Here is a 25,073-nt window from a genome sequence, read left to right as displayed (position 1 = left end):
GTGCCATTAAACCTTACCATTGGATCTTGGTTGTCTTTGGCCTTACACTACAGACACTCTAATCAAGCTAAGCATGGCAATAGTAAAGACATGAAACTCGTTCGCTGACGATTTTAATCATTACCTCACTAACTCCATCACTCTATCCCGATAAGGATGGAGGGACTTTCTGTAATGATTAACTATGAATGAGTATTATGAATTCCACCTTATTTTCACCGACACTTACCGTCGATCGTGAAGGCTACCAACTACAGGTTAAAGTTGACGGGCAAGGTACTCCCTTGCTGATCATTGGTAGCGCTCACTACTATGACCGAGCCATACCACAAACGCTTCGCCAGCATTTTCAGTGTATCTTCATCGATCACCGTGGTTTTGCCTCATCAAATCACCCACCCAAAGCTAACGATATCTCCCTGAAGATTATCAGCGAGGACATCGAGTACATCAGACAGAAATTGGGAATCAACCAGGCTATGATCATGGGGCACTCAGGCCATGCGTACATGGCGCTAGATTATGCCAAACGCTATCCCGCCCATATCACCAAAGTCGTCCTGTGCGGCGCATCGCCGAACCTAAGCCCGGACAGCCACCAAGCTGCTGAACGCTATTGGGAAAGTAATGCCGACGAGTTGCGAAAGACGCAGTTTGAGACAGATATCGGTCAGCTGGGATCTGACATTCAATCGGATCCCGAACGAAAATTTATCCATATTTGCTGCAGGCTGAGGGCCAGGCGCTGGGCTGATCATGCCTATGACGAAAGCTGGCTTTGGCAAGGACTCACTGCCCATAGTGCCTTGTTCGACAAAATGTGGGGAGACGTTTTTGCCAATATTGACATTGAGCAGTACACCTCGGCAATCGAGGTTCCGGTACTCATCCTGATGGGACAAAAAGATTTCAGTATTGCCCGTCCGTCAGAATGGCTTTCCCTTTCCCGACCATTTGCCCGCCAGACACTTCATATCTTCGAGCAAAGCGGTCATACCCCTCCACTGGAAGAACCAGAACGCTTTACCCAGATACTAAGAGCCTGGGCATAAATAAGCACTGAATGGGTGTTGGAGCACAACTGATATCGTTCATCACGATGTAAAAAGTATGCTCCTCACCCTTATACAGTCACACTAGCAAGCCTTATGCAGGCATTCGGCCAGTGTCTTAAGGGCAGCCTGGGTTAGTTCAGACCAAGAATAAGAGCAATTGATACGCATACAATGCTTGTACCTGTCATCACTCGCAAACAAGGTACCCGGAGCAATGCTGATATTATGCTCCTTGAGCAGGCTCTGCAGTAAGTGCTCGGTATTGATATGTTCCGGCAGCACAACCCACAAAAAATAGCCACCAGCCGGGCGGGTGATTTTCGTATCTCTGGGAAAGGACTGCTCGATGGCATACTGCATCTGCCGCTGCCGTAATTCGAGCTGGCGTCTTAATTGTCTCAGATGTCGGTCATACCCTCCGTGTTGCACGTACTGGGCAAACGCCAGTTGGTTGGGTACCGCTGCAGATAACGTAGACATCAGCTGAAGCTGTTCAATCTGTCTGGCATAGCGTCCGGCAACAACCCACCCAACCCTAAAACCCGGTGCCAGACATTTTGAAAAAGAGGAGCAGTGCAATACCAGCCCCTGCTCATCATAGGCTTTAATGGCTTTGGGTTTTTCCTCGGAGAAATAAAGCTCGGAATAAACATCATCTTCAATCAAAGGAATATCGGACGCGGCCAGCAAATCCCGGATCGCTATCTTGTTGGCTTCCGGCATTGACGAACCCAGCGGATTTTGGAAATTGCTCATTAGCCAGCAGGCTTTGATATCCTGGGTTTGAATGGCTTCTTTCAGTGCATCGACCGACATACCATGACGTGGATGGGTCGCTATCTCAACGGCTTTCAGGTGCAGGCGCTCTACGGTTTGCAACGCCCCGTAAAATGCCGGTGATTCGATGGCTACGGAGTCACCCGGCTGAGTGACCGCCATCAGGCTAAGCCCAAGTGACTCCATCGCTCCCGAGGTGATCACAATGTCATTTATCGACACATCAATACCGTCACGGATATAGCGCTTTGCAATAGCACGGCGCAAGGCCACACTGCCCGGAGGCAGGTCAGTCACCGCACTTTGGGGTGGCATGGTTCTCACGGTTTGCGCCAAAGCACGCCCCAGGTGTTTTAATGGGAATAGCTCAGGATCAGGAAAAGCCGAACCGAACGGCATCACCTCATCACGCTTACATGCGGTTAGCACCTCGAACACATGCGCATTGATATTAATGGAGCGATTCGACATCTGGGGGAATGTCTGCGCGGGTTCGGGCAAACGGTTATGATGCGGCGTTACATAATACCCTGACTTGGTTTTGACATGAATCCACCCGCCCAGCACCAGGAGCTCATAAGCCTTCAGCACTGTCATCGGACTGATACCGTGAATTTTGCTCATTTCTCTTACCGAGGGGATCCGCTCTCCGGGCAGCCAAATTCGTTGCTCGATTTGGAGCTGGATCTCTGCGGCAACTGCATGATAACGCGTCTTCTGTACAGGCATGCCTTTTCACTAACCTCTATACATAAAATCGAGCCATAGGCGCCGCAGCGGCTGGCTCGATCTGGAAAGTTATCATCGTAGCGGTCTGAGGTAGATAATTCGGCCTCAGACCTAGCTAAGCTTAGTAGCTAGCTTCTACTTCATTCTCACCTTCTCCCAATGCATAGAGAAGATTGGCAAGCAAACTCGACGCTCCAAAGCGGTAATGCATAGGGTCGGTCCATTCCGGCCCCATAATTGCGTCAACCATCTCCAGGTAACGCTGTGCTTCTTCGGCTGTACTTACACCGCCTGCAGGCTTAAAGCCCACGCTCTTTTCGACTCCCAGGGATTTAATCACGTTCAACATGATTTCCGCTGCTTCAAGCGTGGCATTTTCGGCAACTTTACCCGTTGAGGTTTTGATAAAATCAGCACCGGCATCAATCGATATTTCGGACGCGCGCCTGATCAGCCCTGCATCTTTCAGCTCACCCGACTCGATAATCACCTTTAACAGCTTATCGCCACAGGCTTCCTTACATTGCTTGACCAGCTCGAAGCCGACCTGCTCGTCACCGGCGACTAAAGCTCGATACGGGAAAACCACATCCACATCATCGGCACCATAAGCCACCGCTGCCTTTGTTTCGGCTACTGCAATATCAATATCTGCATTACCGTGCGGAAAGTTCGTGACTGTCGCAATACGAATGTCGGGAGTGCCCTGCTCACGGAGGGTCTTTTTGGCAATAGGAATAAATCGCGGATAGATACATATCGCCGCCGTATTGCCGACAACCGTCTTGGCACTGCGGCACAGCGCAATGATTTTTTCATCGGTATCATCATCGTTAAGGGTAGTCAGATCCATTAACTTCAGTGCACGCAACGCTGCTGTTTTTAACTCACTCATAATTTCTCCAGTCCAGTAAATATCTAGTGCATTCGATCTGCGCAATGTCATACCGGCGATCTGTCTTTCAACAGGCTTTGCTGACACCGAACAGCTTGAGAAGCGGACGTGGTTCCTTGAAGATTGGGGCAAATATCGAAGAACATTCACCCCATTGAAGTCCATTTCACCGCCCCCCCCTACAAATCAAGGGGGCTACTATCGCGGCCTTGTTTGATAAGGCGGCAACAGCTAAAGATTCGTGATTAACGAATCAGTGCAGGCATTGAAACACAGTTGGGCAAAGGCGGCGTAGAACAGATCAACTACAAACACCCCTGTAACAGATTGGAGGAACATGACATGAAGCATGGAACAGCTGGCAAATATAATAAGGAGCGATGAGCCAGACTTATCAACACCCCAAATCCTATTGAGATATGAGATATAAAATTTGCTATCATCACCCCGGCAAATATGTTGATTGTGATATTCAACCGTATTGCTATTCGCTTATAGGAAATATTTGCTGTTAGGAATAGTCGAATGTTAAAAATAATGCTTGTCGAAGACCAAACAATGTTGCTTGGTACTATGGCAACCTTGCTTGATATGTATGATGATTTTTCTGTCGTCAACAAGGCAAAAGATGGATCAGAAGCAACAGATTACCTGGTAAATCACCCTGTCGATATTATTATTACCGATCTGGAAATGCCCAACAAAACAGGGCTTGAATTAGCCGAAGAGGTTAAACACAATTACCCGAACATTAAAGTTATTGTGGTTACCACGTTCTCACGAAGTGGCTATTTGAAAAGAGCGCTAGACTGTGGCGTTAAAGGCTACTTATTAAAAGACTCTCCTTTTGAAGAATTAGTGGATGCAATCCGACGGGTTCACAAAGGGGAAACCGTTGTTGAATCAGATCTGGCTATCGCAGCATTGACGGACAAAGATCCTTTAACAGATAAGGAAAGAAAAATATTAAGGCTTGTTGGCAATAACCTGTCCAATAAAGAAATCGCTAACACCTTATTTTTAGGTGAAGGCACCGTGAGAAATTATATTTCTATCTCAATTAGCAAACTGAATGCATCCAACCGTGTTGATGCCTATCGAATTGCGAAAGAGAACGGGTGGTTATAAACAATGCTTGGCTCGCTCGATTTAAATAGGAAGATATCACTGATATATATAGGTGAAATGGTAATAATACTATTTCTGTTTCTACTTCTATTAGTTTTCTTCCCACCCCAGAGGGAAGATATTAGTATATTTGCTCTCAGTACAGTTTCCATTGCATATTTCTCGTTTAAACTTTTAAAGTCCAATGATATCGGCATTTCTGTATATTGTTTTTCTATTCTCTTTATTGCATCAATTCTGTTTCAGTTAAGCATTTATGCATTTCCATTGTTTTTCTGTGCCGTGCTTCCTTTGATCCGAATAAATAGTAAATACTTACGATATACCCTTTGTTCTATCATTCTCATGATATCTGTATCTCAAGCGATTAACATAGAGGTTTTTAGTGGCTACATAGCAGTTTTTATTCTGGGAGTTGTGACATCGGTCATCGTTGAGACGACGTATATTAGTCAATTAAAACAGAAACATGTTCTTATATTAGGTGCAGAGAAAATTGATTTACTTGCTAAAAATGCCGAAAGAGAGCGCGTCGCAGAAGATCTTAGCAAAGATTTACTTGATGTTTTTGACACGATCGAAGAGTTAGGTAGTGACGCCATTAGCAATATTGACAAAAATGATAACGAAACTAAAGAGAACATCAAAAATATCCAACTTCTTACGCGAGAGACCTTATCCAAGGTAAGACGAATCGTGGTTAATTATCGGCTCGGCACTATTCAACGTGCACTCCAGGATGGTCACAACCAACTAGCCAATAACGGTATCGCATTGGCAATCACCCAGCATATTCAGGCCATCAAACCCGAATCAGAAAGTCACTTGGCAGAAATCATTTCAGCGCTATTTAATATCATTGCCTCTCTTCCGGGATGCAGCATCTGCCAGTTTGATATCCGTATCTTAGACCGCAGTATAGTATGCACCTTTAATACCGATGGCGAGCCAGACACAACATGGCGTGATAACGAACTGACAAGCATACTGGAACAAAGTATTCAAAACGGCAGTATTAATTTCCGAGAAACCAGCACATTCAGCGTGGTTGTAACACTCCCGCTGAGTTAACGTTGATAAAGGGGTTACTGGCTATGTATATGAAAACCAATAAGCTGTATTGAGTAACGACAATGAAGACATTTAAGCTGATTCCTGACAAAGAGTTATTCAATCAATACAAGCTAATGTATCTAACCCTATGCTACCTGTCTTTCTATGTAGCGTATTGTGTATTTTGGCCACTGTCGGTGACAGAACAGTACTTCGCCTGGATCGCTATAGTTACTTTTTTGTTCTGCTTTCTTCATATCTTTCATGCGAAAGCGTCTCAGCGCTGGATATACATTATCCCCGTATTTATCATTGGCCTTATCTGTTCATCCTATAATTTTTGGGGTGGCATCTTTCTCCTCTACTCGGCAATAATGCTCGGCCTGGTGGTTCAAACCCGCCTGCTTATTTCAATGTATGTATTATCAATGATACTTATTGCTATCGAGCTCTACATACTGGAATACCACTGGGTAGCCATTGTGCTCATTTTGATAGAGATGACGCTTTTTACGGTTGTAAGTAAATATAGAGCCAGTGCTAATATGGATTACTTCAATCTTCAACAACAGCAGAAAAGCATAGAATACTTATCAACACTAGTTGAGCGAGAAAGAATATCGCGTGACTTACATGATCTCATTGGCCACTCCCTATCAATGATTGTCATGAAATCTGAGCTGGCCGTTCGTCTCTCTCCTTCCGCTCCTGAAAAGTGCAAGTCTGAAATCATTGATATCTGTGACATCGCGGAAACGGCCAAGTCTGATGTTGAGAGTGCTATTTCCGGTTATCGGTCAAGAGGACTAGATAATGAAATAACCAATGGCAAAGAGATGTTATCCAGCGCCGGTATGTCAACTTTCACACATATCAAAAAAGTAGCTGTCAGCTCCCGGCAAGAAGCATCTCTCTCTTTAATTTACAGAGAAATAGTCACAAACATTATTCGCCACGCCAAGGCCAGTGATGTCCGAATCTTCATGTTCAGCAACGGGAAATATATCGTATTAAGGGTAGAAGACAACGGCATTGGTATTGGTAACAGCCAGGGCTCAGGCATTGCTGGTATAAGACATAGAGTCACCGAATGTAACGGCAAGTTATTCATCAATGGCAAACCCGGAACTATCATCGAAGCCAGGCTTCCCCATTGATGAACGATATAGCTCAGCAAACTACCAAGTATACCCTAAGGTAAATCCGAAATGAGTACCTCCTAAATCAACTTCCTTACCGGAGAAGTCGGCCTCTGCCCTCGAATATCGCGCGTCGATTCCGATATCAAAGTGCCGCGTGAATGACCAGTAGACACCAGTCCCTAGCCAGTACCCTAACTGTGAATCTTTTTGCTTATTGCCAAACTCAACCCTCTCCCCTGAAATATAGGCCAGCCCAGCAACATAATATGGACGCAAACTTGTCCCATAAAAGGTCCAGGACCGCTTAAGACCAAGCAACATTTCAGTCGTGGTGCCGTTATTTTCTTCATAACTCAGATCCGTATCTTGTTCATCTCGGGCATCAGCAGACCAATACACGCCAGTGGCAATACTGACAGGCCAGGTGTCTGGTTGAAAGTCCACTGTAGCCCCGAGCTCTAGCTGTTCTTCAAATGGTTTCCACACCGAGTCATCTTCCATGTTTTTCACCCCGACAAAACCACCGACTCTTGTTGTAACCGCCTGGGCATTAAAACTTGATGCAATAAGAAGGGTAGCAAGAAGCGCAATATTTCGATTCATTGTAATTTCCATCATCTTCCAACTGTATTGTTGTTACTTAGCCAGTAACGAGAAAGAACAACTGTGATGGTAGATTTACTCAGAGCCCATGTATATTGCAGTATGTATCTATTGCTTGATGACATTTGTCACATTTAGCTAATGATTATTCTCACTTACGCACCTGTAAACAAAGTTGTAACATTACACCATAAATCAACAACACTATTAGAATCACTGTATTTTGATATTTAACACGCAACGTCAGAACTATTTCCAAGTGTAGAAGAATAGGTAAACATGATGAAGATTATTAGTTATATGCTGTTCTGCACTTTAATGTCTATAGCATTATCAGCATGTTATTCAACCAACACAAAACACACCAAAAATAAAATCAATGGTATTTGGAAGTCAGATGAATATGAAATATTACTCGAGTTAAAAGAGAACCGTCATACTTTCTACCGTAATACCGGTGATCTATGTCTGACCGTTCCACTGAATGACATTCTCGGTTTTAATCATGAGCAACTATTAGACGACATCATAATAAGTGATGATAAATCAACACTCATCACGACACTCGGTGCAAGAAAATCGCTAGGGATCGAAATGGTAAATATACGTCAATTACCGGATTACTGCAGAAGCCAGTAAATATCTGAACATTAGTCTTTATTTTTAATTAGTCTTTCAAGAATTAACAGGAGCCGAATATGTTTTGTAAACACTCCAGAGTATTCAGAGTAAAACGAAATTTTTGGCAACGCTTTTTTTATAAAAGCATCTATCAATGCTCGACCTGCAAGCAAACCATCAAACTATAAATAAAAGTCGGCTATCGTGCAGGCAAAACACAAAATCAAGCCTCACATCTTCTGGTGGTTTTGTTACTATTTACAGCAGATACCAAAGAGAATGACTATAGGTATGAGCGATAGCACACGACATAAACTGGAACAGGCCCTCCTTTTTATTGACCACAATCTAGATAAAAAACTGTCTGCCGAGCAAATCGCTCAGCATGCCTGTCTATCAAGCTTTCACTTCCAGCGTATGTTTCGTGCTTATTTGGGAGAGTCTGTCAGCCAATATGTATTGCATCGTCGACTAGAGCTATCAGCCAAGCAACTTCTTGCTCAGCCTGATTTAGGCGTACTCGATATTGCACTGTGTTCTGGTTTCGAAACCCACAGTGCTTTCACCCGCGCTTTCAGGCAACAGTTTTCTGTTAGTCCAAGCGAGTTCCGCCTCCATCCGACAAAAGCCGAATTAAGCCATGATAGATCTCGACCCTTTTTAAACACCGTAACGACGAAAAATCCACACCTGAAGGTCGAAATCCGATCGTTGCCTGAGCTGCATTACAACTACAAGACAACCCGAGGTGCCGTTGACGGTACATTCCTCAAACAGGATCAGGCAACTATCGCCTCTGACTTTCTGCAGCTCAGCCAACAGCCACGACTATATGGTTTAGCAAGTGCATTCCCAGCCAGTCCTCAAAGCCTGAATGACAGCCATGCCGATGTAATGTACGGTGCAATCTACCCGCAGCAACAAACATCAAGCTGGAGCGCTAACTGGCTTCGAATCGAGACAGGTTTATGGGCGGTATGTGTACACAAAGGCAGCTACGATTACCTATACCAGACTTGGAATCAGGTTTTCAGGGCCTGGTTACCAAACTCAGACTATGAACTAAGGGATACCCTCCCGTTTGAGATCTACCTTACCTCTCCGGCCACAACACCAGAAAAAGATTGGCTTACACAGATTTACATACCGATAAAAACCGCAGGATCGGAACAGCCTACATAGTGAAACCTTGGTGTAATTAGTCCTATCTAACTTAGCAAGGACGAAACCTATGACTGTTCATCAACTAACTGCCGTTCAGGCTTGTAAGCACCTCCAACAAGGAAAAACAAGCCCGCATAGGCTCAAACAGCACTTACTGAACCGGATATCACAGCTAGACCCAGATCTCGGCGCTTTTATTTACCAAGATCACATCCAGGCCAATACCTCGTCATCACCTTTGGCTGGCTTACCGATTAGCTTCAAGGATCAGTTCCATATCGAAGGTTTCCCCTGCAGCTTTGGCCTTCCCCAAACAACAGTCAGTAAAGTCACAGCACCTGTTGCCGCCAAGTTATTTCAGCAAGGTGCCAGCCTGCTCGGCAAAACCAGCCTTCCTCCCCTCGCCATGGATTTCCAAACAAGTAACAAGATTCGTGGCTTCTGTAATAACCCGTGGCACCAAGACTATACCAGCGGTGGCAGCAGCGGTGGCGGAGCAACTGCTGTGGCCTCAGGGATGAGTTTTGTCGATATCGGTACCGACTTAGCAGGCTCTTTGCGAATTCCTGCCAGCTTCTGCGGCGTATACAGTTTGCTACCCAGCGAAGGAGCATTGACTAACAAAGGAATATTTATCAAGCCAGATGTCTCCTTGCCACACTTTGCCCGTCCGGGCCCTCTTGCAAGACACCCAGAGGATTTAGCATTGATCTGGCATTCTCTCGAAGGGGAATGCAATGTCGACAACATAGGGAGCTTAAATTTGGCTTTTTGGCAGCAGGCGGAAGATCTTCCTCTCGACACCGACATCTGTAACCTGATGGATCAGGCGATTAAACGATGGCAGGAGGCAGGGCATCACTGTCATCAATCAAAACCCGAACAACTGAGTTTTGTCGATGCCTGGCAGTCATATGGACGCATCATGGGGTATGAAACATCCGGCCTGATGAACCCTTTTATTAGGTGGCTCACAATCTTATCAGGAAAAAGCAGCAGTCATCGTTCCCCTCACTTTTTGGCCAATGTAATGCAGGGTTATCGACGAAATAAGCAGGAATATCAACAAGCCCTTACTATGCGAGAAAACTTGGTTCAGCATTGCCAAACATTTTTCCAGCAATATGATGCCTGGATACTGCCGGTAACGTGCTGCACAGCCTTCAAGCATATAAGTCCAAGTTCTGAAAATGGGCCCAATAGAGACTATAAAATCCCTTTAGCCGTCAACGGAATGGAATTGAACTATCTTGATGCGCTGACTGCATATACGACACCTATCAGCCTGATCGGCCACCCTGTTGTCACTATGCCCATAGGTCTGGACAGCAACGGGCTGCCTGTGGGTATTCAATTAGTCGGGCAAATGAACGGAGAGGCTAAGCTCCTGCAAATAGCAGAAGAGTTATCCAACTATATCGAGATGCCCGCATGTCCTGCATTGCTTGGATCTACGAGCTAAAAGAATATCATAAATAAACTAGGTGGTATGCAACATCAAGATACCACCTGTTATGCCATAGAAGAGTAATAGGAACATAATGCCTACAACATTCTTAATCACTAAGTTGGTTGATTATCCAATCGCCAACGAAGTCATCAGCTACAAGGATTATCGAGAAATGATTTTGATTGTCCACTAGCAAGATATCACTGTTTGCCTGCTTGCTCTGGTGTCGTCTTACAAAATCAGCCGTTTTCTGAGCATCAAAAGCTTCATCGTTTTTCCCCATCCAAAGTCCAAAGCTGGCTAACGATGCTATCTGCGCTTTTGGGTCATCCGGCGTCAAGGCATTGGCCATATTGACAGTGTTATAGGCAACCAACTTTGGATTTTTGTCCAATACCTCACCAGGGTAATTGAACTGCACGGCTTTATCATGTCCGGAAAAGAAACCGCCACTCATACTATTAATAATAAATGAGGAGGTTTTAACGTCAGTGAACTGATAATGGCTACCTTCTCTATCTGTTTCAGATTTATAGCCAAAATACGGCGCGACAAAACTGTAGCCTTCAACTGGCACTCGTTCTTCCCATGACGAGTAATTAAGCACCAATCCAGCTCCGCTAGAATGCCCGCCGAGAAAGACTTTCTTACCAGGGTGCTTGGATTTCACAAACTCAATCATATCGCTGATATCTTGCCAAACACGTTGTTTCGAGGGGCTATCACCTCGGTCGCCTTGCGAGTCTCCATGGCCTCTAAGATCAGGAGTATAAACAGCAATATCATATTTAGTTTCAAGACCAACGGCTAAATGGTTATACAACACTCCACTATGGGCTCCTCCGCCATGATAGAAGATAAATACGGCCTTCGGGCTTGGTGGAATATACGAGCGAACAGCCAACGCCAAATCATCTGAAGCCCTGGTCATGAAGCTATCTGCGAGCTCTACCGGTTTGGCTTGCTGTACTTCTTGAAGAGAAAAAAACGTTTCATCGTTATCACTACTTGCACAAACTGAAGTACTCAGAAGAGCAAGGGAATAAAGTGCAGCTTTCATCGTAAATCCTTTTTCGGTTATCCAAATGTGAATACACGGTCTTGTGCTTCCCATCTTCAAGCTGAAAGTACAAATAGGTGAAGTCCATGATAGTAAATCATGACGAAGGTTTGTGTGGCATTATGTCTGCAATTAATAATGACACTTGTCACTTTATCGTTAACTCGCTAGTTCAATCATTCCGGATCTATCCTGCGCTTAAAAACAAATTCGCCTTGCTTAATTTCAAGCAAAACGGCACTTTTCGACGGATCGCCAGATTCTTTATATTCGATTCGACCTGTCACCCCTTCATAGCCCCCTAAGGTATTTAATGCATCACGAATACCTTTCGGATCGGTACCACCATTGCGCCTTGCCGCTTCAAAGAGCATCCCGAAAGCATCGTAGGTTAACGCAACGACATCACTCGGTTCCTTGCTATAAGCTTCTCTAAAACGTGCCCTGAAATGCACCGCCTCACCATCGGCTTTATTGACGGCGTAATGCGTGCTGAAATAAGCGCCTTCAAGCGCATCACGATCCGACTCAGGAATTTGCGTCCAGGTATCACTGCCAAGCAGCATGGCATCAAGACCAAGCTCTCTTGCCAACCGGGCCTGCTCAGGTACCTCGTTATAATAATTGGGCAAGAACAGTACACCTGGGGCCGCAGCCTGAATACGACGCAACTGCTCAGTCACATCCGGCGCGTCGCGGGTATAGAGCTCATAGGCAACGACCCTGCCACCCTGCTCCCTGAAAGCAACACGAAATACCTCAGCCAAATTGCGGTTATACTCGCTGGAGACATCGTATAACACAGCCGCTTTCCGGTAGCCCAAATCCTGATAGGCAAACCTTGCCATCAGCTGCCCCTGAAAGGTGTCGTTAAAGGCAATCCGATAGACCCATTTCTTGTTTCGTGTAGTTTCCGGATTGGTCGACCAGGGGCTGAGTAACGGAATCTGAGCATATTCGGCATACCGGGCAGCAGGAATGGCATTACGGCTCGCCTGCGGGCCAATGATGGCGCTGACGTTCTGCTGGTTGATAAGTCGCAGTGCAGCACTGATGGTTTGCTCGGCATTATCCTGATTGTCCTCAATCAGCAGCGCCACATGATAACGCTCATCATCAATAATCAAGCCCCCCCGATCATTGACCTCCCGCACCGCCAACTTGGCCGCTTCTACCGTTGCCAGCCCGACTTCCGGGATCTGCCCACTGATCGGCGCAATCAATCCGATACGCAATTCTTTTTCCTGTAACGGCTGGCTGTCGCAACCCACTAAAACAAGCACAAAAACTATCAGCATGCTGGAAAATAACTTCATAGACCTATCCTTATTCGTTGACCGCTGCTTCCTTACGCCCCTTAAGCATATAAGTGTGCATTTCTCCCTTTCCCTTGATCACGACCATTCCACGATCATCAAATTCATAGTCATCTTTCAAATGCTTGTAGGTTGCCTCGGTGATCTGAATACCGCCCTTCAATCCCTGCGACTCCATCCGCGAAGCGGTATTAACCGCATCACCCCAAATATCATAGATAAACTTTTTGGTACCAATCACCCCGGCAACAACGGGTCCGCTGTTGATCCCGATGCGAATGCTGAGTGTCTTACCATGGCGCTGGTTAAAGCATGCGATGACGTCGAGCATATCCAGCGCCGTCTCGGCAACCACTTCAGCGTGATCGTCACGCGGGATAGGAATTCCCGCCCCAACCATGTAGGCATCACCAATGGTCTTGATTTTTTCTAATCCCCGGCGCTCACTCAAGCTGTCAAACTCGCAGAATATTTCATTCAACAAGCCCACCACTTCTGCTGCAGGCAACCCGGCAGACATCGGCGTGAAGTTGACAATATCGGCAAACAAGATTGTGACCTCGGAAAAGCTATCAGCAATTGTGTCTTCACCATGCTTCAGGCGCTCAGCAATGGGAGCCGGCAAGATGTTAAGCAGCAAATGCTCGGATCTCTCACGCTCTTCAGCCAGGTCGTCGAGCGTCTTCTTCAGCCTGGCAATCATCTGGTTGAAGTTCTGCGCCAACAGCCCGGTCTCGTCCTGAGTCAGCACCGGAGCAGTCTGAGTCAGATCGCCGGCACTGATTTTCAGTGTCGTCTCAGTAACAGCCGAGATCGGCCGGGTGATCCTAACGGCAATCAGATAGATACCGATGCTCAACAAACCGACAGCCAGCAAACCGACAGCCAGTACCATAACGCCAAACCGATTGGCGGGTGCCAGTGCCGCTGAAGCCCTGACTTCTGATATCAGGGCCAGCCCCAGCTCAGGCAGCCACCGATAACTACCAATCACTGACTCGCCGGCATAGTTATCATATAGCCCGGCACCATTATGGCCCTGCAGGGCCGTTTCAATACCCTGACTATGAACTCCGCGCGGATAGGAGGCATGACCGAACCGCTCGGGAGAGATAAAACGATTATGGGCATCGACAAGGTATGCCTCACCGCTTTCCCCCAGCCCTGTTTGCCGACTGACAATCTCGACCAACACTGACAAGCGGACATGGGCGGCCAGCACACCGAGCAACTCGCCAGTCGGGCTCAACAGGGGAGTGGATACGGTTAAGGTCGGTGCAGCCGTATCCGGGCTGGGGTACACCTTCTGCAAGAACGTTTCCTTCTGTCCCTGAACAAAATATTGATGGTTTAGCCGATAATCACCTTCATCATCAGGCTGCGTCGAGAAGAAGACCCGGCCGCCGACTCTGGTCATCATAAACACCTCTGTTAGATCAGAGGCCGTTGCCGAGCCGTAATCAAGAAAGGTCGAAAGAAATAACACCTCTGCCAACTGAAAATGAGCTGTCTTGTATGCCGCCGTCCCTGTTTCTTCGACCAGCAGAGCATCGGCCGCCGCCCGAAGCTCATCAAGTTCAGCAATGTTCCTTACAACAGTTATCTGCTCGGCGATATAGCGGTTAATTTCGAACTCTTTGTGATCAGCCGTCAAATCAAACTGATCAATCGCGATCTCTTTTTGAGTTTCGGCCGCAAGGAAGTAGGTCACCGATGCCAGCGCCACCACGACCAACACGGATACCAACAAAAAATAGGCAGTCATTCGGGCCTTAAGACTCTGTTGCAAAAGCCCCATTCAATTCCTCCCGAATCCGTTAGCGAAAAATAAGCAAAAAAAGTACCAGTCAAAGTGAGTATAGACGCCCAGACAACCTCGCTTGACTTATTGCGTGTACCTTCTTCCCCGGCAACCACCAGCACTTAGGCTAACCTGAATAGATAGGCATCAGCGCACGACATGCCGCGCCTCCGAGAATAAGAAAGCAAAGGCCAGACCTTGAAGAACTTAAAACAAAGCAATACCCAAGCGCGCTTTAGCCCGTTAAACAGGCGGCAGTTTATCCATACCGCCAGTATGCTTGGTGCGGCTGGCACTCTTTCCATATACGCGCCAAATGTCCTTGGTACCCAGGATGCTACCGATATTCCCCAAAACTCCAACCTTCCCTTGAAACTCGGCGTTTGCGGACCATTTAGCGGCCCGGCCAAACAGACCGGTGATGCCATCAGACAGGGGGTATTGATGGCACTTGAAGATGCCAGGGCAGCTGGTGAAGCCCCGGTGACCATCAATGGCATACGGCATGATATTGAAGTTATATGGGTAGACAGCCAGTCAAACCCGGAAGTCGCCGTAAAAGCTACTACCGAGGCTATTCAGCAGCAAGGGGTCAAGCTGATGGTTGGGGGCTGGCATTCATCCGTCGCCTTGGCACTGATGGATGTAACGGCCGATCTCAATACGATTCACCTTGGCCACCTGGGGGCATCACAGTATATCGCAGCCAAAATAAACGATGATCCCCAGCGTTACCGGGGCTGGTTCAAAGGATGGCCCTCACCGCCAAAACTCGCCGGCCTTTATGGTGCTCCTCTCAAGTATCTATTGGAACATGGGCTTTGGCAGCCTGCCAACCGGCGTGCGGCAATCTTAGTCGAGGATAGTGCCTTCGGGCGAGGATGGGGCGAAGCACTGATGCTCAGCCTCAAAGAAGCGGGCTTTGACCCTTTGCCCTTCGATACCGCAGCACTGGACGAAACCGAATTCCGTCAGTTGATCAACAAATACAAATCCGAGCAGGTCTCGCTGGTCGCCATGACATCAACCGGTGACGTTGCCGTCAGCAGCTTCGTCAAACAGTTCAAAGAGCTAAGCGTAAAAGCGCTGTTACTCGGCCATGGCCTGCGCTGGTTGGGAAATTGGCATGAGATGACGGGCGATGCTGCAAACTATGTGGTCACGATGGACTCAGCCATGCCTATCGCGCTGTGGCAGCGATGGTGGGTCAGGCGGTATACGACTAAATACGGCAAGGAACCCACGATTCCGGCGGCGGGTTTTCACTACGACTATACCCGAATGGCAATCAAGGCCCTCAATACCGCCAATTCATTGGACTTCGATACGCTGACAGCCATCATCCGTCAGATCCCCTATAAAGGGGTCTGGAACTACTACCAGTTCTCGTCCGCCCCGGGGCCGAACGCCCTGTCTGCCAACGAGGTCATGACCGGTCCGTTTATGAAAGGCTTCTACCTGCCAATGGTCCAGCTATTCGACGGGCAGGCAAAAATTATCTGGCCGATAAAATATGCCGAACAGCGTTTCCGGCAACCGCCCTGGATCTAGGCCTAACGCACTATAGGAGGCGATGGCATGCATGAGACATTTCTTCTGGTGCTGGGGCTGGTCGGCCTGCTGACGATTGCCAGCCTGCTGCTACCGATTGCCAACCGGATCAACTTCCCCTACACCGTATTGCTCGCCGTTGCAGGCTCCCTGCTGGGCGGGATCGTACTGGCTACCAGCAACCTTGACCCGCCGGGGATCCTGGGGGACTTCCTTACCTCGCTCGAGGCCTTGGATATCACCTCGGAAGTGGTTTTTTTCGTCTTTCTGCCCGCACTTATCTTCGAGTCTGCCCTCAATATCAATGCCCGTCATCTGATGACAGATATCGGCCCTATTTTATTGCTGGCCATTCTCGGCCTGCTCATTTCAACTATGCTGGTCGGGGTCTTTGTCTGGAGCGTGTCCGAAGTCAGCCTGGTAGCCTGCCTGCTGCTCGGGGCTATTGTCTCTGCCACCGATCCCGTTGCCATTGTCGCCATTTTCAAAAATCTGGGTGCCCCCAAACGGCTGACCATACTGGTTGAAGGCGAGAGTCTGTTTAATGACGCAACGGCCATCGTCCTGTTTACGATTCTGGTCACCATACTGCTCGGCAACTCCGACGCGGGCGTCATCTCTGCGGCTGGCAAGTTTCTCGAGGTGTTTTTCGGCGGCATTCTGGTCGGCCTGCTCGCCTCCTGGGCAGTCGCCTCTCTGATCGGCAGACTGCGCAATATGCCGCTGGTCGAAATCACGCTCACTATTTGCCTTGCCTACCTGAGCTTTCTGCTCGCCGAGCACTACCTGCATGTCTCGGGGGTGATGGCCGTTGTCACCGCAGGCCTGGTTATCAACTCATTCGGCCGTACCCAGATCTCCCCGCATACCTGGCATACACTGACCGAGACATGGGAAGAGCTGGTCTTTTGGGCCAATTCTCTGATCTTCTTCCTAGTGGGCCTGATAGTCCCCAAGGTTCTGGTGGACTTTACCACGGCACATTTTATCTCGTTGATCGCCCTGACTGTCGCCGCCTTTACAGCCCGTACCGCCGTGCTGTATTTGGTGCTGCCGTTTCTCAATAAAATCGGCCTGGGGCAACAAATCAGCCTGGCCTTTCGTACTGTCATGCTATGGGGCGGACTACGTGGCGCCGTCTCGCTGGCCCTGGCGCTGGTGATCCTCGAAACACCAGGCATCTCAGATGACATCAAGACCTTTGTCGCCTCTCTCGTGACCGGCTTTGTACTGTTCACGCTGTTTATCAATGCCCCGACGATGGGGGCAATGATGCGCTTTTTCGGACTTGACCAGCTTCCTCCGACAGAGCGGATGATCCGTAACCGCGTGATGGCACTGTCGATAAGGCGGATCCGCGAAGGACTTGAGCATGCCGCCCACACTGACAACATCAAGCCAACCATCGCCACCGGTGTCGCAGACATTTACGAACAACGCCTGAACCGGGTTGAACACTCAATGTCAAAAGGCGAGCAATCCGATACGGTAACCCTAGGTGTCGGATTAAGCACGCTGACCAACCACGAGCGCCACCTTTATCTGAAACGTTTCTCGGACGGATTAGACTCGGCCAAAATTACCCGTTCATTGCTGTTCCATGCCGATGATTTGCAAGACGGCATAAAAATCGGCAACGTCCGGGGCTATCAAGAAGCCTATACGGATGCTCTGAAGTTTGGTGTGATGTGTCGGTCAGCCCTGTGGCTGCAGCGGACCATGGGATTCTCCCGTCCTTTGGCAATCCAGCTCGCCAATCGTTTTGAAGTCCTGAGCGTTCACGAAACAGCGGTCATTGCACTGATAGAATACTGTCATGACAAAATCCCGCCCTTATTTGGCGATAATCTGGCCTTAGAGCTTGAACCACTGCTCATCGAGCGCCTGCAGGCCATCCAGCAGACCCTGGATGCGCTGCGACTCCAATATCCAGAGTACGCAGAAACCTTGCAAAAACGTCATTTGGTCCGTGTTGCCCTTCGCCTCGAGGAAGCCAGCTACCACCAAATGCTCGACGAAAATATTATCAGCCAGGAAGTGTTTAATGATCTGGTTCGCGAGCTGGATAAGCGCAACCGTATCATGGACCGTCAACCAAAATTGGATCTCGGCCTCGAACCGGACAAACTCGTCGCCAAGGTGCCTTTTTTTGCCAAGACAGGCTCAGACAAGATCAGTGAAATTGCCGATAAGCTTACCCCCCGGCTAGTGGTTCCGGGCGAGTATATTATCACCCGGGGAGAGCCGGGCACCGCCATGTATTTTATCTCCAGCGGGGCTGTCGAGGCCGCAACCAAACCCCAGCCGGTCCGCCTGGGTAGCGGTAATTTCTTCGGCGAACTGGCATTACTTACCCAGGAGCCCCGCAGTGCAACCATTACGGCAATAAGCTATTGCCAATTACTGGTTCTTCAGCTGGATGACTTCAACCGCATTATCGCAGCTCACCCTGATCTTCAGGCGCAAATTACAGAAGTGGCCAGCGGGCGTTTAGATAAAAATGCTCTCATCACCAAGGTGCCTTTGTTCGCCTCGCTAGATAACAGCGCCACCAAGGCAATAGCCAACCAGCTAAAATCACGCATTGCTGCGCCAGGTGAAAAGATAATTGCCCGGGGAGAGGTAGGCGATGCCATGTTTTTTATTGCCACCGGCAATGTTGAAGTCATAACTGGCAAGCAAGTACCTGTACAGCTAGGTGCCGGTGAGTTCTTCGGCGAGCAGGCCCTCCTTTCAGAGGAACCCCGCAATGCTGATGTTATTGCCACCGGCTATTGCGAACTGCTTGTCCTGCCCAAACAAGACTTGCATACCCTGCTGGTAACTCAGCCAGATCTTAAGGCTCGGCTCAAATTGCAAGGAGATAACCAAGAGCAATAAGGAACCTATCTTCTTATGTGCTAGTTACTGTATTTTCGGCAGGTTTCTTAATCATGACTCAAGATAACCACAATTTTTATCTAGATTTTATATCAGGAGGTAATTGACGAATGGAATAAAGCGTCCAAACCCAAAGAGGAAAAAAGAAACAATGAAGAAACTCATCACAATAATTATGATAAATATCATTCCTTTATTGGTTCTTATACTCAGTGTGCTAGGCACTAATTGTAGTTCTTCATTTCATGGTGCGGATAACCGCCAGACTGACACCGAAAGTCAATCAAGCTTCAGTTTACACTGTAATTTCAGCGAGTAGCAGACGGTAGTAACCTACGCCCTTCAGGCGCTAAACAACAATTATCCTCCCATTTAGTGGTTGCCTTCTTGATAATAAAGATCAGCATAGGCTTCGACCATTGCCAGCTGGCTGAAGTGTTGTTCAACCCTTTGTCGTGACACCTGCCCCATACTATCGCGCAATGTCCGGTCGTGAAAAAGTTTTAGAAGACTAGTGGCCAACGAATCGCGATCCTGGCTTTCCACACCAAGTCCGGTTTCTCCTTCCAGAAGCACTTCCCGGATCCCCCCGACCCGGGTGACCACATGGGGAACCCCCATGGCCATCGACTCAAGCAGGGTGACCGGGATCCCTTCGGCTATCGACGACATCGCAAAGACATCAAAACGCGCATAATAGCTACGGACATTTTGCTGCCGGCCGGTAAAGACAATTTGTCCGCCATACTGTGAGTTGCTGTTAGCCAGAGCTTTCAACGCGGACATATCGTCGCCGCAACCAACAAGCATCAGCTCAGCCTGCCGCGAAAAGTCACCATCTAACCGGCAGGCACGTTGAAAGGCCTGAATTAACAGCGTTTGGTTTTTAATGCCTTGCAGGCGGGCCACATGGCCGATGATGAATTTACCCGGGGATGGCTTTCTGAACTGCGGTGAGAAATATTCGACATCAACGCCATTAGTGATCAAGGCCAATTTGGCTTGACGGATACCGACATCACGCTGGAGCCACTGGTACAAATCATTGGAAACGGCCACAACGTAATGGATAACCCATGAGCTTATTTGTCGAAGGTACCGGTATTTGGCTACCTTTCCATACGGATCATAGGTATCTCGTCCATGCTCGGCATGGATCCGCAGTGGAATCCTGGCCAGCCATGCCACCCACTGGTACTCGATAGTGCCCAGGTTATAGGTATGAAAAATATCCGGCTTTATCTCAGCAAAAATCCTGTAAAGGCGCGGATACAATAACAAATCGTTGCCCGGACTTTTGTTCAGCTCAATCACAGTGACCGAAGACGGAAGCTCCTTGGCTAACTCTCCAGCCTGGGTCAAGGTCACAATCGTATGTTGATATTGCTCTCCCAGTTGGTTAATGCAATTGACGATGATCTTTTCCAGCCCGCCGACATGAAAGCCGTGGACTAGATGACAAACATGTTTTTTGGCAACCATATCCATTCGGCATCCTTTCATCATGGCCTGACGCATCTACGCATTCGGCTTCACCGCGACGTCATGAATAACTCCGCGCTTGTCTTGCAACAACAACTGAAAACGCTGGACGATTTTTCCTGCATTCTGGTGCCAGGTGAGCTGCCGGTTTTCGATCGTCGCTACAGCCTGGCGCTGAACGTCAGCCTTTAAGTCGGCCTCGGTCACCAGCCGTTTGATGGCTGCCAGCATTTGCTGATTATCGCCTTCTTCAAACAGTAATGCGTTCAACTCATGAACAAGCAATTCTTGTATGTTGGACGCATCAGGAGCAACCACCGCTTTCCCTGTTGCCAAGTATTCGATCAGCTTTAACGGGGAACACCAGGGAGTGACTGCCGGTTGCAGGGCGATATCGACTTGCCCCAGCCATTTGGGCATCTCTTCCCGGCTGACCAGACCGGCGATAAGCAGCTGCCGTTCGATATTTAATTCTCGGGCCTTTTGCTGCAGATCATCCAATACCGAACCGATACCGACAATCAGCAGCACTAGGTTAGGGTTTCTCATCTCGGCGATCGTTTCGACCACGAGATCCAAACGGTGCCACTCACGACAGAACCCGACAAAACCAATCACAGTTTTACCTGCCAAATCAGGCAACCTGTCATAATGGGTAGTCACATTGAACTGGCTGGGATCAATGCCGTTGGCAATCACAGTGACATTATTGTTTCTGACCCCGGCTTGGTATAGATAGTCAGCCAAGACATGCGTCACCGGCAAAAGATGATTGGCATTACGCCAGGTATAAAGCTCTGACCATTTGGCCAGCATCGGCAAGTGTATCCCGCCATAGGCAGCACGTTCTTTGTAGAGCGGCGAGTTAACCTCGAGGATCAACGGCAGCTTGAACAACTGCTTGGCCCAGATCCCCGAAGGCAAAAAGAGATTGTAACGCTCGTAAATGACATCCGGCCGATGCTTCTTGATAGCCCGTAGCAGCTGAACGAAATCATAAAGGCTATAGCCAAACTCCAGCAATTCACTGATGAACCCAGGCAGGGCATGACGGAGCTTCGACATCCATCCCCCATCGTCGCCAAACTCCGTGGCATCAGAGATAGTCGGGGCAACAACGATAACTTCATGCCCCTGTTGCCGCAGTGCATCAATGATCGCCTCGATATGAACAAACTGTCCGTCTCTGGAAGCGACCCGGTGGTGATAAAGTATTTTCATACTGCTACCTCTTTGCCATTCATATCGGTTTCAGTACCTCGGTACGATGAATTACCGCCATGCCTGTCATACCCCAGCAGCTCTGAAAATATCCGGTACAACTGCTCCGTCGTCTCATCCCACGAAAACTGCTCGGCATATTGTCTAGTGTCACTGCGGGGTCGCCGGTTTTTCAGCAACTGTCCAATTGCTGCCGCAATATCACGACTATCGCGCTCAACCAACAGCCCCGCAGCACGGGCTTTGACTACCTCCGGCGTTCCCCAGATATTGGTTGCCACCACAGGCGTTCCGCTTGCCATTGATTCCAACAATACATTGGCCCAGCCCTCTCGGCTTGATGCCAATACGGATAAGTCAGAAGCCTGAAAATAACGGGCAAGCTCCGGCTGAGAGAGCGCACCGAGAAAAGTCACCCGGTTCGATAAGTGCAGTTTTTTAACCAGTCGCTTCAGCCTTGATTTGTCAGGCCCCATCCCGGCGATGAGCAATTGCGCCTCCGGATGTGCCTTCATAGCTTCAATAACGAGATGATGCCCTTTGCGCTCAATAAGCAAACCCACAGAAAGAATAACCGGTCTCTCCAAGGGCAACTTCAACTGCTGACGAACTTCCCGCTGCTGCTGCTCATCAGCAAAAGAGAAAAGATCCAGGTCAACGCCGTTTCGTGACGCTGAGACCTTTTCCGGAGCAGCCCCCAATGCGATCATTTCCTGCCTGAGCGCTTCGCAAACCGCCAGGTTATGGTTACTGGCATGAAATACATCCTGAATTTGTCGCCGCGGCGTTTCGTACTGGGGGATCAAATTGATATCCGAGCCCCTGGCCGTTACGGTAAACGGCTTATTGAGCTTTTTGGCCACCTCGGCAATGGCTACCCCGTCGGGATAAAAATAATGCCCGTCAATCAGATCGAACTCATACCCCTCAGCCATCAGCGCCTTGATTTGCCGATATAGAACAAACGCCATGGTTTTCGGTGCCAGTGTCATCCCCACCTTGGGAAGCACCACGTAGCGTGGGTGATAAACCGGCATCTCACCGCGCTTTTCAAAATAAGGCGCCCTGGCAAAGAGGCTGTACTGACCAAAGAACGATGATTTAAACGGGAACCAGGGAACTGGCGCGATCACGGTGATCTCGGCATCCGGGTAGCGCTTTCGTAACTGTTTTAGCCGGGTTTCGATAAACACCCCATGCTTGGGATCGGCAGCATTGGGAAACAAGCTCGTGATCGTCAGAATCTTCATAACTACTGCCTCGCCATAAAAAGAGAAAACATCAACAGACACCAGAGTGATGCCCCGTGATCCCGGTACCCCTGCTGATGATCGCTGATCATTTTTTTCAGCCAGTCGACATCGAAAAACCCGCTGTCGCACATATTGGTCGAGAGGACATTCCGCGCCAGCGTGTCTTTCAAGCTGGTTCTGAACCAGGTCGAAATCGGCATGCTAAAACCCATTTTGGGCCGGTAGAGAATATTATGGCCGACATGATTTTCGAGCGAACGCTTGAAGGCATATTTCCCCTCACGATGGCGAATATTGTTTTTGCTATTGATGGAATACGCCCATTCGACGAACTCGTGATCCAGCATCGGCGCTCTAACCTCCAGCGAATTGGCCATACTTGCCCGGTCGACCTTGGTCAGGATGTCGCCGACCAGCCAGGTTTTCATATCGAGATACTGGATCTGTTTGAGAGGATCATCGGTGGTAAAGTAACGGGCATGATGCTTAAGAATTTCACTGCCGTCATAACCGTTGAGGCTATGTTGATATGAGTCACTAAACAGGGATTGGCGCTCGCCACGTCGTAACTTGGATATTGAGTTGGCATACCCCTCGACGGCATCCATCGCCAGAGACTGAAAGGTGGTTTTGGCCCGCAACGGTCGTGGTGCCCAGTCTGCCTTGGGGTATAAATACCCCAGCGGACCAAACACAGATTTACGGATTGGCCCCGGGATCGCATTTCGCACCCGTTGCTCGGCCAGATGCAGCCGGTGGCGTCGATAGCCGCCAAATATTTCATCGCCGCCGTCGCCGGACAGCGCAACTTTTACCGTTCGGCTGGCAAGCTGACAGACACGAAACGTCGGTAAGGCAGAACTGTCGGCATAGGGTTCATCATAAATATCGGCCAGGGTATCAATCAGGCTAATATCATTCGGATCAACTATCTGCTGGCTATGCTCGGTATGATAGCGGTTGGCAATCTGGCGGGCATACTCGCTTTCGTCAAAAGCCTGCTCGGTAAAACCGATGGCGCAGGTGTGCACTGGCTTGTTTTGCAATGACGCCATCAATGACACCACGGCACTCGAATCTACCCCGCCCGACAGAAACGCACCAAGCGGTACGTCCGCGGCAAGGCGGATCCTGACAGCCTCCTGCAACTTGTCGAGCAACGACTCCTGAGTCTGCTCCCAGGACAAAACCTGATCCGGAGCACACAAGTCCCAATATTGCCTCGGGGCGATTTCGCTCCCGGGGCTTAGCGTCAGGTGGTGGCCGGGGTTAAGCTTGAAAATATGCTTGTAGGCACTGTAAGGCTCGGGGATATAGCCATACATGAAGTACTCTTCCGCCATTTCATTTCTGAGCGTCGTATCAACTTCTGGATGCCCGAGTAACACCTTGAGCTCAGAGGCAAAGAGAAACTGTCCCTTCGCTGTTACCGTATAAAACAGCGGCTTCTTGCCAAGACGGTCACGACCGAGGAACAGCTGTTTTTTATTTCTGTCCCACACTGCAAAGGCAAACATCCCCCGAAAGCGTTTGACACAGTCTTCCCCCCAGGACTCCCAGGCATGAACAATCACTTCGGTATCGCTATAAGTCCTAAACTGGTGCCCAAGCCGGGTCAGCTCATCGGCCAGTTCCAGGTAATTATATATCTCTCCGTTAAACACGACGACAACCGACTGATCCTCATTGAACAGCGGCTGATGACCGCCTGAGAGATCGATGATCGACAGACGGCGATGTGCCAGACCGATATGCTCATCGAAGAAATATCCCTCATCATCCGGCCCGCGATGACTCTGCAACCGATTGATTCTCTCGAGCAGACGCTTATCAATTCGGCCAGGCTGGCGCAGATTAAAAACTCCGGAAATACCACACATATTCAGCCTCCT

At 48.7% G+C, this 25,073-nt stretch carries 19 protein-coding genes; 9 read left to right on the top strand and 10 right to left on the bottom strand.

Annotated features, from left to right (window positions below; all coding sequences use genetic code 11):
- Positions 1–197: 197 nt before the first annotated feature.
- Complete coding sequence (locus tag L4D19_RS03420; protein WP_428451206.1) at positions 198–1,052, top strand: alpha/beta fold hydrolase; 855 nt, start codon at positions 198–200, stop codon at positions 1,050–1,052.
- An 84-nt stretch (positions 1,053–1,136) separates the two neighbouring features.
- Here the strand turns inward: L4D19_RS03420 and L4D19_RS03415 are convergent, their stop codons facing one another.
- Complete coding sequence (locus tag L4D19_RS03415) at positions 1,137–2,561, bottom strand: aminotransferase-like domain-containing protein (RefSeq protein ID WP_428451205.1); 1,425 nt, start codon at positions 2,559–2,561, stop codon at positions 1,137–1,139.
- Between the two features lie 121 nt (positions 2,562–2,682).
- Positions 2,683–3,456: a deoxyribose-phosphate aldolase gene (gene deoC, locus L4D19_RS03410; protein ID WP_428451204.1), complete on the bottom strand. Its 774-nt coding sequence runs from the start codon at positions 3,454–3,456 to the stop codon at positions 2,683–2,685.
- A gap of 525 nt (positions 3,457–3,981) precedes the next feature.
- Here deoC and L4D19_RS03405 point away from each other — a divergent pair.
- The 3 genes from L4D19_RS03405 to L4D19_RS03395 all read left to right on the top strand — a co-directional run bounded on the left by L4D19_RS03405 (position 3,982) and on the right by L4D19_RS03395 (position 6,794).
- The gene (locus tag L4D19_RS03405) at positions 3,982–4,584 is read left to right on the top strand and encodes a response regulator transcription factor (protein WP_428451203.1); all 603 of its coding nucleotides are present in this window, start codon (positions 3,982–3,984) and stop codon (positions 4,582–4,584) included.
- A gap of 345 nt (positions 4,585–4,929) precedes the next feature.
- Positions 4,930–5,655 carry a sensor histidine kinase gene (locus L4D19_RS03400; protein ID WP_428451202.1) on the top strand — a complete coding sequence of 242 codons (726 nt, stop codon included), beginning with the start codon at positions 4,930–4,932 and terminating at the stop codon, positions 5,653–5,655.
- Between the two features lie 62 nt (positions 5,656–5,717).
- Positions 5,718–6,794 carry a sensor histidine kinase gene (locus L4D19_RS03395; protein ID WP_428451201.1) on the top strand — a complete coding sequence of 359 codons (1,077 nt, stop codon included), beginning with the start codon at positions 5,718–5,720 and terminating at the stop codon, positions 6,792–6,794.
- A gap of 21 nt (positions 6,795–6,815) precedes the next feature.
- Here the strand turns inward: L4D19_RS03395 and L4D19_RS03390 are convergent, their stop codons facing one another.
- Positions 6,816–7,382, bottom strand: a complete 567-nt coding sequence (locus L4D19_RS03390) for an outer membrane beta-barrel protein (protein WP_428451200.1) — start codon at positions 7,380–7,382, stop codon at positions 6,816–6,818.
- Positions 7,383–7,661: 279 nt separating this feature from the next.
- Here L4D19_RS03390 and L4D19_RS03385 point away from each other — a divergent pair, with 279 nt between their 5' ends.
- The 3 genes from L4D19_RS03385 to L4D19_RS03375 all read left to right on the top strand — a co-directional run bounded on the left by L4D19_RS03385 (position 7,662) and on the right by L4D19_RS03375 (position 10,629).
- Positions 7,662–8,021, top strand: coding sequence for a hypothetical protein (locus L4D19_RS03385; protein WP_428451199.1), 360 nt, complete (start codon positions 7,662–7,664; stop codon positions 8,019–8,021).
- 273 nt (positions 8,022–8,294) lie between these two features.
- On the top strand, positions 8,295–9,185 hold the full coding sequence (locus tag L4D19_RS03380; RefSeq protein WP_428451198.1) for an AraC family transcriptional regulator: 891 nt from the start codon (positions 8,295–8,297) through the stop codon (positions 9,183–9,185).
- A 49-nt stretch (positions 9,186–9,234) separates the two neighbouring features.
- A complete protein-coding gene (locus L4D19_RS03375) occupies positions 9,235–10,629 on the top strand; it encodes an amidase (protein ID WP_428451197.1) in 1,395 nt (464 codons plus the stop codon).
- 94 nt (positions 10,630–10,723) lie between these two features.
- On the opposite strand, the gene L4D19_RS03370 is transcribed toward L4D19_RS03375, so the two are convergent.
- From L4D19_RS03370 to L4D19_RS03360, 3 genes are all read right to left on the bottom strand, one after another.
- Entirely contained in the window at positions 10,724–11,677 is a 954-nt protein-coding gene (locus L4D19_RS03370) for an alpha/beta fold hydrolase (RefSeq protein ID WP_428451196.1), read from the bottom strand.
- Positions 11,678–11,853: 176 nt separating this feature from the next.
- On the bottom strand, positions 11,854–12,993 hold the full coding sequence (locus L4D19_RS03365; RefSeq protein WP_428451195.1) for an ABC transporter substrate-binding protein: 1,140 nt from the start codon (positions 12,991–12,993) through the stop codon (positions 11,854–11,856).
- Between the two features lie 10 nt (positions 12,994–13,003).
- The gene (locus L4D19_RS03360) at positions 13,004–14,791 is read right to left on the bottom strand and encodes an adenylate/guanylate cyclase domain-containing protein (RefSeq protein WP_428451194.1); all 1,788 of its coding nucleotides are present in this window, start codon (positions 14,789–14,791) and stop codon (positions 13,004–13,006) included.
- Between the two features lie 201 nt (positions 14,792–14,992).
- Here L4D19_RS03360 and L4D19_RS03355 point away from each other — a divergent pair, with 201 nt between their 5' ends.
- Both L4D19_RS03355 and L4D19_RS03350 read left to right on the top strand, forming a co-directional pair.
- On the top strand, positions 14,993–16,345 hold the full coding sequence (locus tag L4D19_RS03355) for an ABC transporter substrate-binding protein (RefSeq protein ID WP_428451193.1): 1,353 nt from the start codon (positions 14,993–14,995) through the stop codon (positions 16,343–16,345).
- A 27-nt stretch (positions 16,346–16,372) separates the two neighbouring features.
- The gene (locus tag L4D19_RS03350; protein WP_428451192.1) at positions 16,373–19,225 is read left to right on the top strand and encodes a cation:proton antiporter; all 2,853 of its coding nucleotides are present in this window, start codon (positions 16,373–16,375) and stop codon (positions 19,223–19,225) included.
- A 372-nt stretch (positions 19,226–19,597) separates the two neighbouring features.
- Here the strand turns inward: L4D19_RS03350 and L4D19_RS03345 are convergent, their stop codons facing one another.
- The 4 genes from L4D19_RS03345 to L4D19_RS03330 are packed head-to-tail and all read right to left on the bottom strand — an operon-like array spanning position 19,598 to position 25,061.
- Positions 19,598–20,713, bottom strand: coding sequence for a glycosyltransferase (locus L4D19_RS03345; protein ID WP_428451191.1), 1,116 nt, complete (start codon positions 20,711–20,713; stop codon positions 19,598–19,600).
- A 30-nt stretch (positions 20,714–20,743) separates the two neighbouring features.
- Entirely contained in the window at positions 20,744–21,928 is a 1,185-nt protein-coding gene (locus tag L4D19_RS03340) for a glycosyltransferase family 4 protein (RefSeq protein ID WP_428451190.1), read from the bottom strand.
- Positions 21,925–23,178, bottom strand: coding sequence for a glycosyltransferase family 4 protein (locus L4D19_RS03335; protein ID WP_428451189.1), 1,254 nt, complete (start codon positions 23,176–23,178; stop codon positions 21,925–21,927). Before L4D19_RS03335 ends, L4D19_RS03340 begins: the two co-directional genes overlap by 4 nt.
- 2 nt (positions 23,179–23,180) lie before the next feature.
- Positions 23,181–25,061: an XrtA/PEP-CTERM system amidotransferase gene (locus L4D19_RS03330; RefSeq protein ID WP_428451188.1), complete on the bottom strand. Its 1,881-nt coding sequence runs from the start codon at positions 25,059–25,061 to the stop codon at positions 23,181–23,183.
- Between the last annotated feature and the right edge of the window lie 12 nt (positions 25,062–25,073).

Origin of the sequence: Photobacterium kasasachensis (assembly GCF_050336885.1) — a bacterium.
In the GTDB taxonomy this organism is placed as follows: domain Bacteria; phylum Pseudomonadota; class Gammaproteobacteria; order Enterobacterales; family Vibrionaceae; genus Photobacterium; species Photobacterium kasasachensis.
The sequence above is the reverse complement of the archived record's forward strand: the minus strand, read 5'-3'. Positions and strand labels throughout refer to the sequence as shown.

Coding starts and splice junctions, on each gene's coding strand:
- L4D19_RS03400 (WP_428451202.1), top strand. CDS start 4,930: ATGATATCTGTATCTCAAGCGATTAACATAGAGGTTTTTAGTGGCTAC.
- L4D19_RS03390 (WP_428451200.1), bottom strand. CDS start 7,382: ATGAATCGAAATATTGCGCTTCTTGCTACCCTTCTTATTGCATCAAGT.
- L4D19_RS03350 (WP_428451192.1), top strand. CDS start 16,373: ATGCATGAGACATTTCTTCTGGTGCTGGGGCTGGTCGGCCTGCTGACG.
- L4D19_RS03395 (WP_428451201.1), top strand. CDS start 5,718: ATGAAGACATTTAAGCTGATTCCTGACAAAGAGTTATTCAATCAATAC.
- L4D19_RS03420 (WP_428451206.1), top strand. CDS start 198: ATGAATTCCACCTTATTTTCACCGACACTTACCGTCGATCGTGAAGGC.
- L4D19_RS03405 (WP_428451203.1), top strand. CDS start 3,982: ATGTTAAAAATAATGCTTGTCGAAGACCAAACAATGTTGCTTGGTACT.
- L4D19_RS03335 (WP_428451189.1), bottom strand. CDS start 23,178: ATGAAGATTCTGACGATCACGAGCTTGTTTCCCAATGCTGCCGATCCC.
- L4D19_RS03375 (WP_428451197.1), top strand. CDS start 9,235: ATGACTGTTCATCAACTAACTGCCGTTCAGGCTTGTAAGCACCTCCAA.
- deoC (WP_428451204.1), bottom strand. CDS start 3,456: ATGAGTGAGTTAAAAACAGCAGCGTTGCGTGCACTGAAGTTAATGGAT.
- L4D19_RS03385 (WP_428451199.1), top strand. CDS start 7,662: ATGATGAAGATTATTAGTTATATGCTGTTCTGCACTTTAATGTCTATA.
- L4D19_RS03345 (WP_428451191.1), bottom strand. CDS start 20,713: ATGGATATGGTTGCCAAAAAACATGTTTGTCATCTAGTCCACGGCTTT.
- L4D19_RS03330 (WP_428451188.1), bottom strand. CDS start 25,061: ATGTGTGGTATTTCCGGAGTTTTTAATCTGCGCCAGCCTGGCCGAATT.
- L4D19_RS03365 (WP_428451195.1), bottom strand. CDS start 12,993: ATGAAGTTATTTTCCAGCATGCTGATAGTTTTTGTGCTTGTTTTAGTG.
- L4D19_RS03370 (WP_428451196.1), bottom strand. CDS start 11,677: ATGAAAGCTGCACTTTATTCCCTTGCTCTTCTGAGTACTTCAGTTTGT.
- L4D19_RS03360 (WP_428451194.1), bottom strand. CDS start 14,791: ATGGGGCTTTTGCAACAGAGTCTTAAGGCCCGAATGACTGCCTATTTT.
- L4D19_RS03340 (WP_428451190.1), bottom strand. CDS start 21,928: ATGAAAATACTTTATCACCACCGGGTCGCTTCCAGAGACGGACAGTTT.
- L4D19_RS03380 (WP_428451198.1), top strand. CDS start 8,295: ATGAGCGATAGCACACGACATAAACTGGAACAGGCCCTCCTTTTTATT.
- L4D19_RS03415 (WP_428451205.1), bottom strand. CDS start 2,561: ATGCCTGTACAGAAGACGCGTTATCATGCAGTTGCCGCAGAGATCCAG.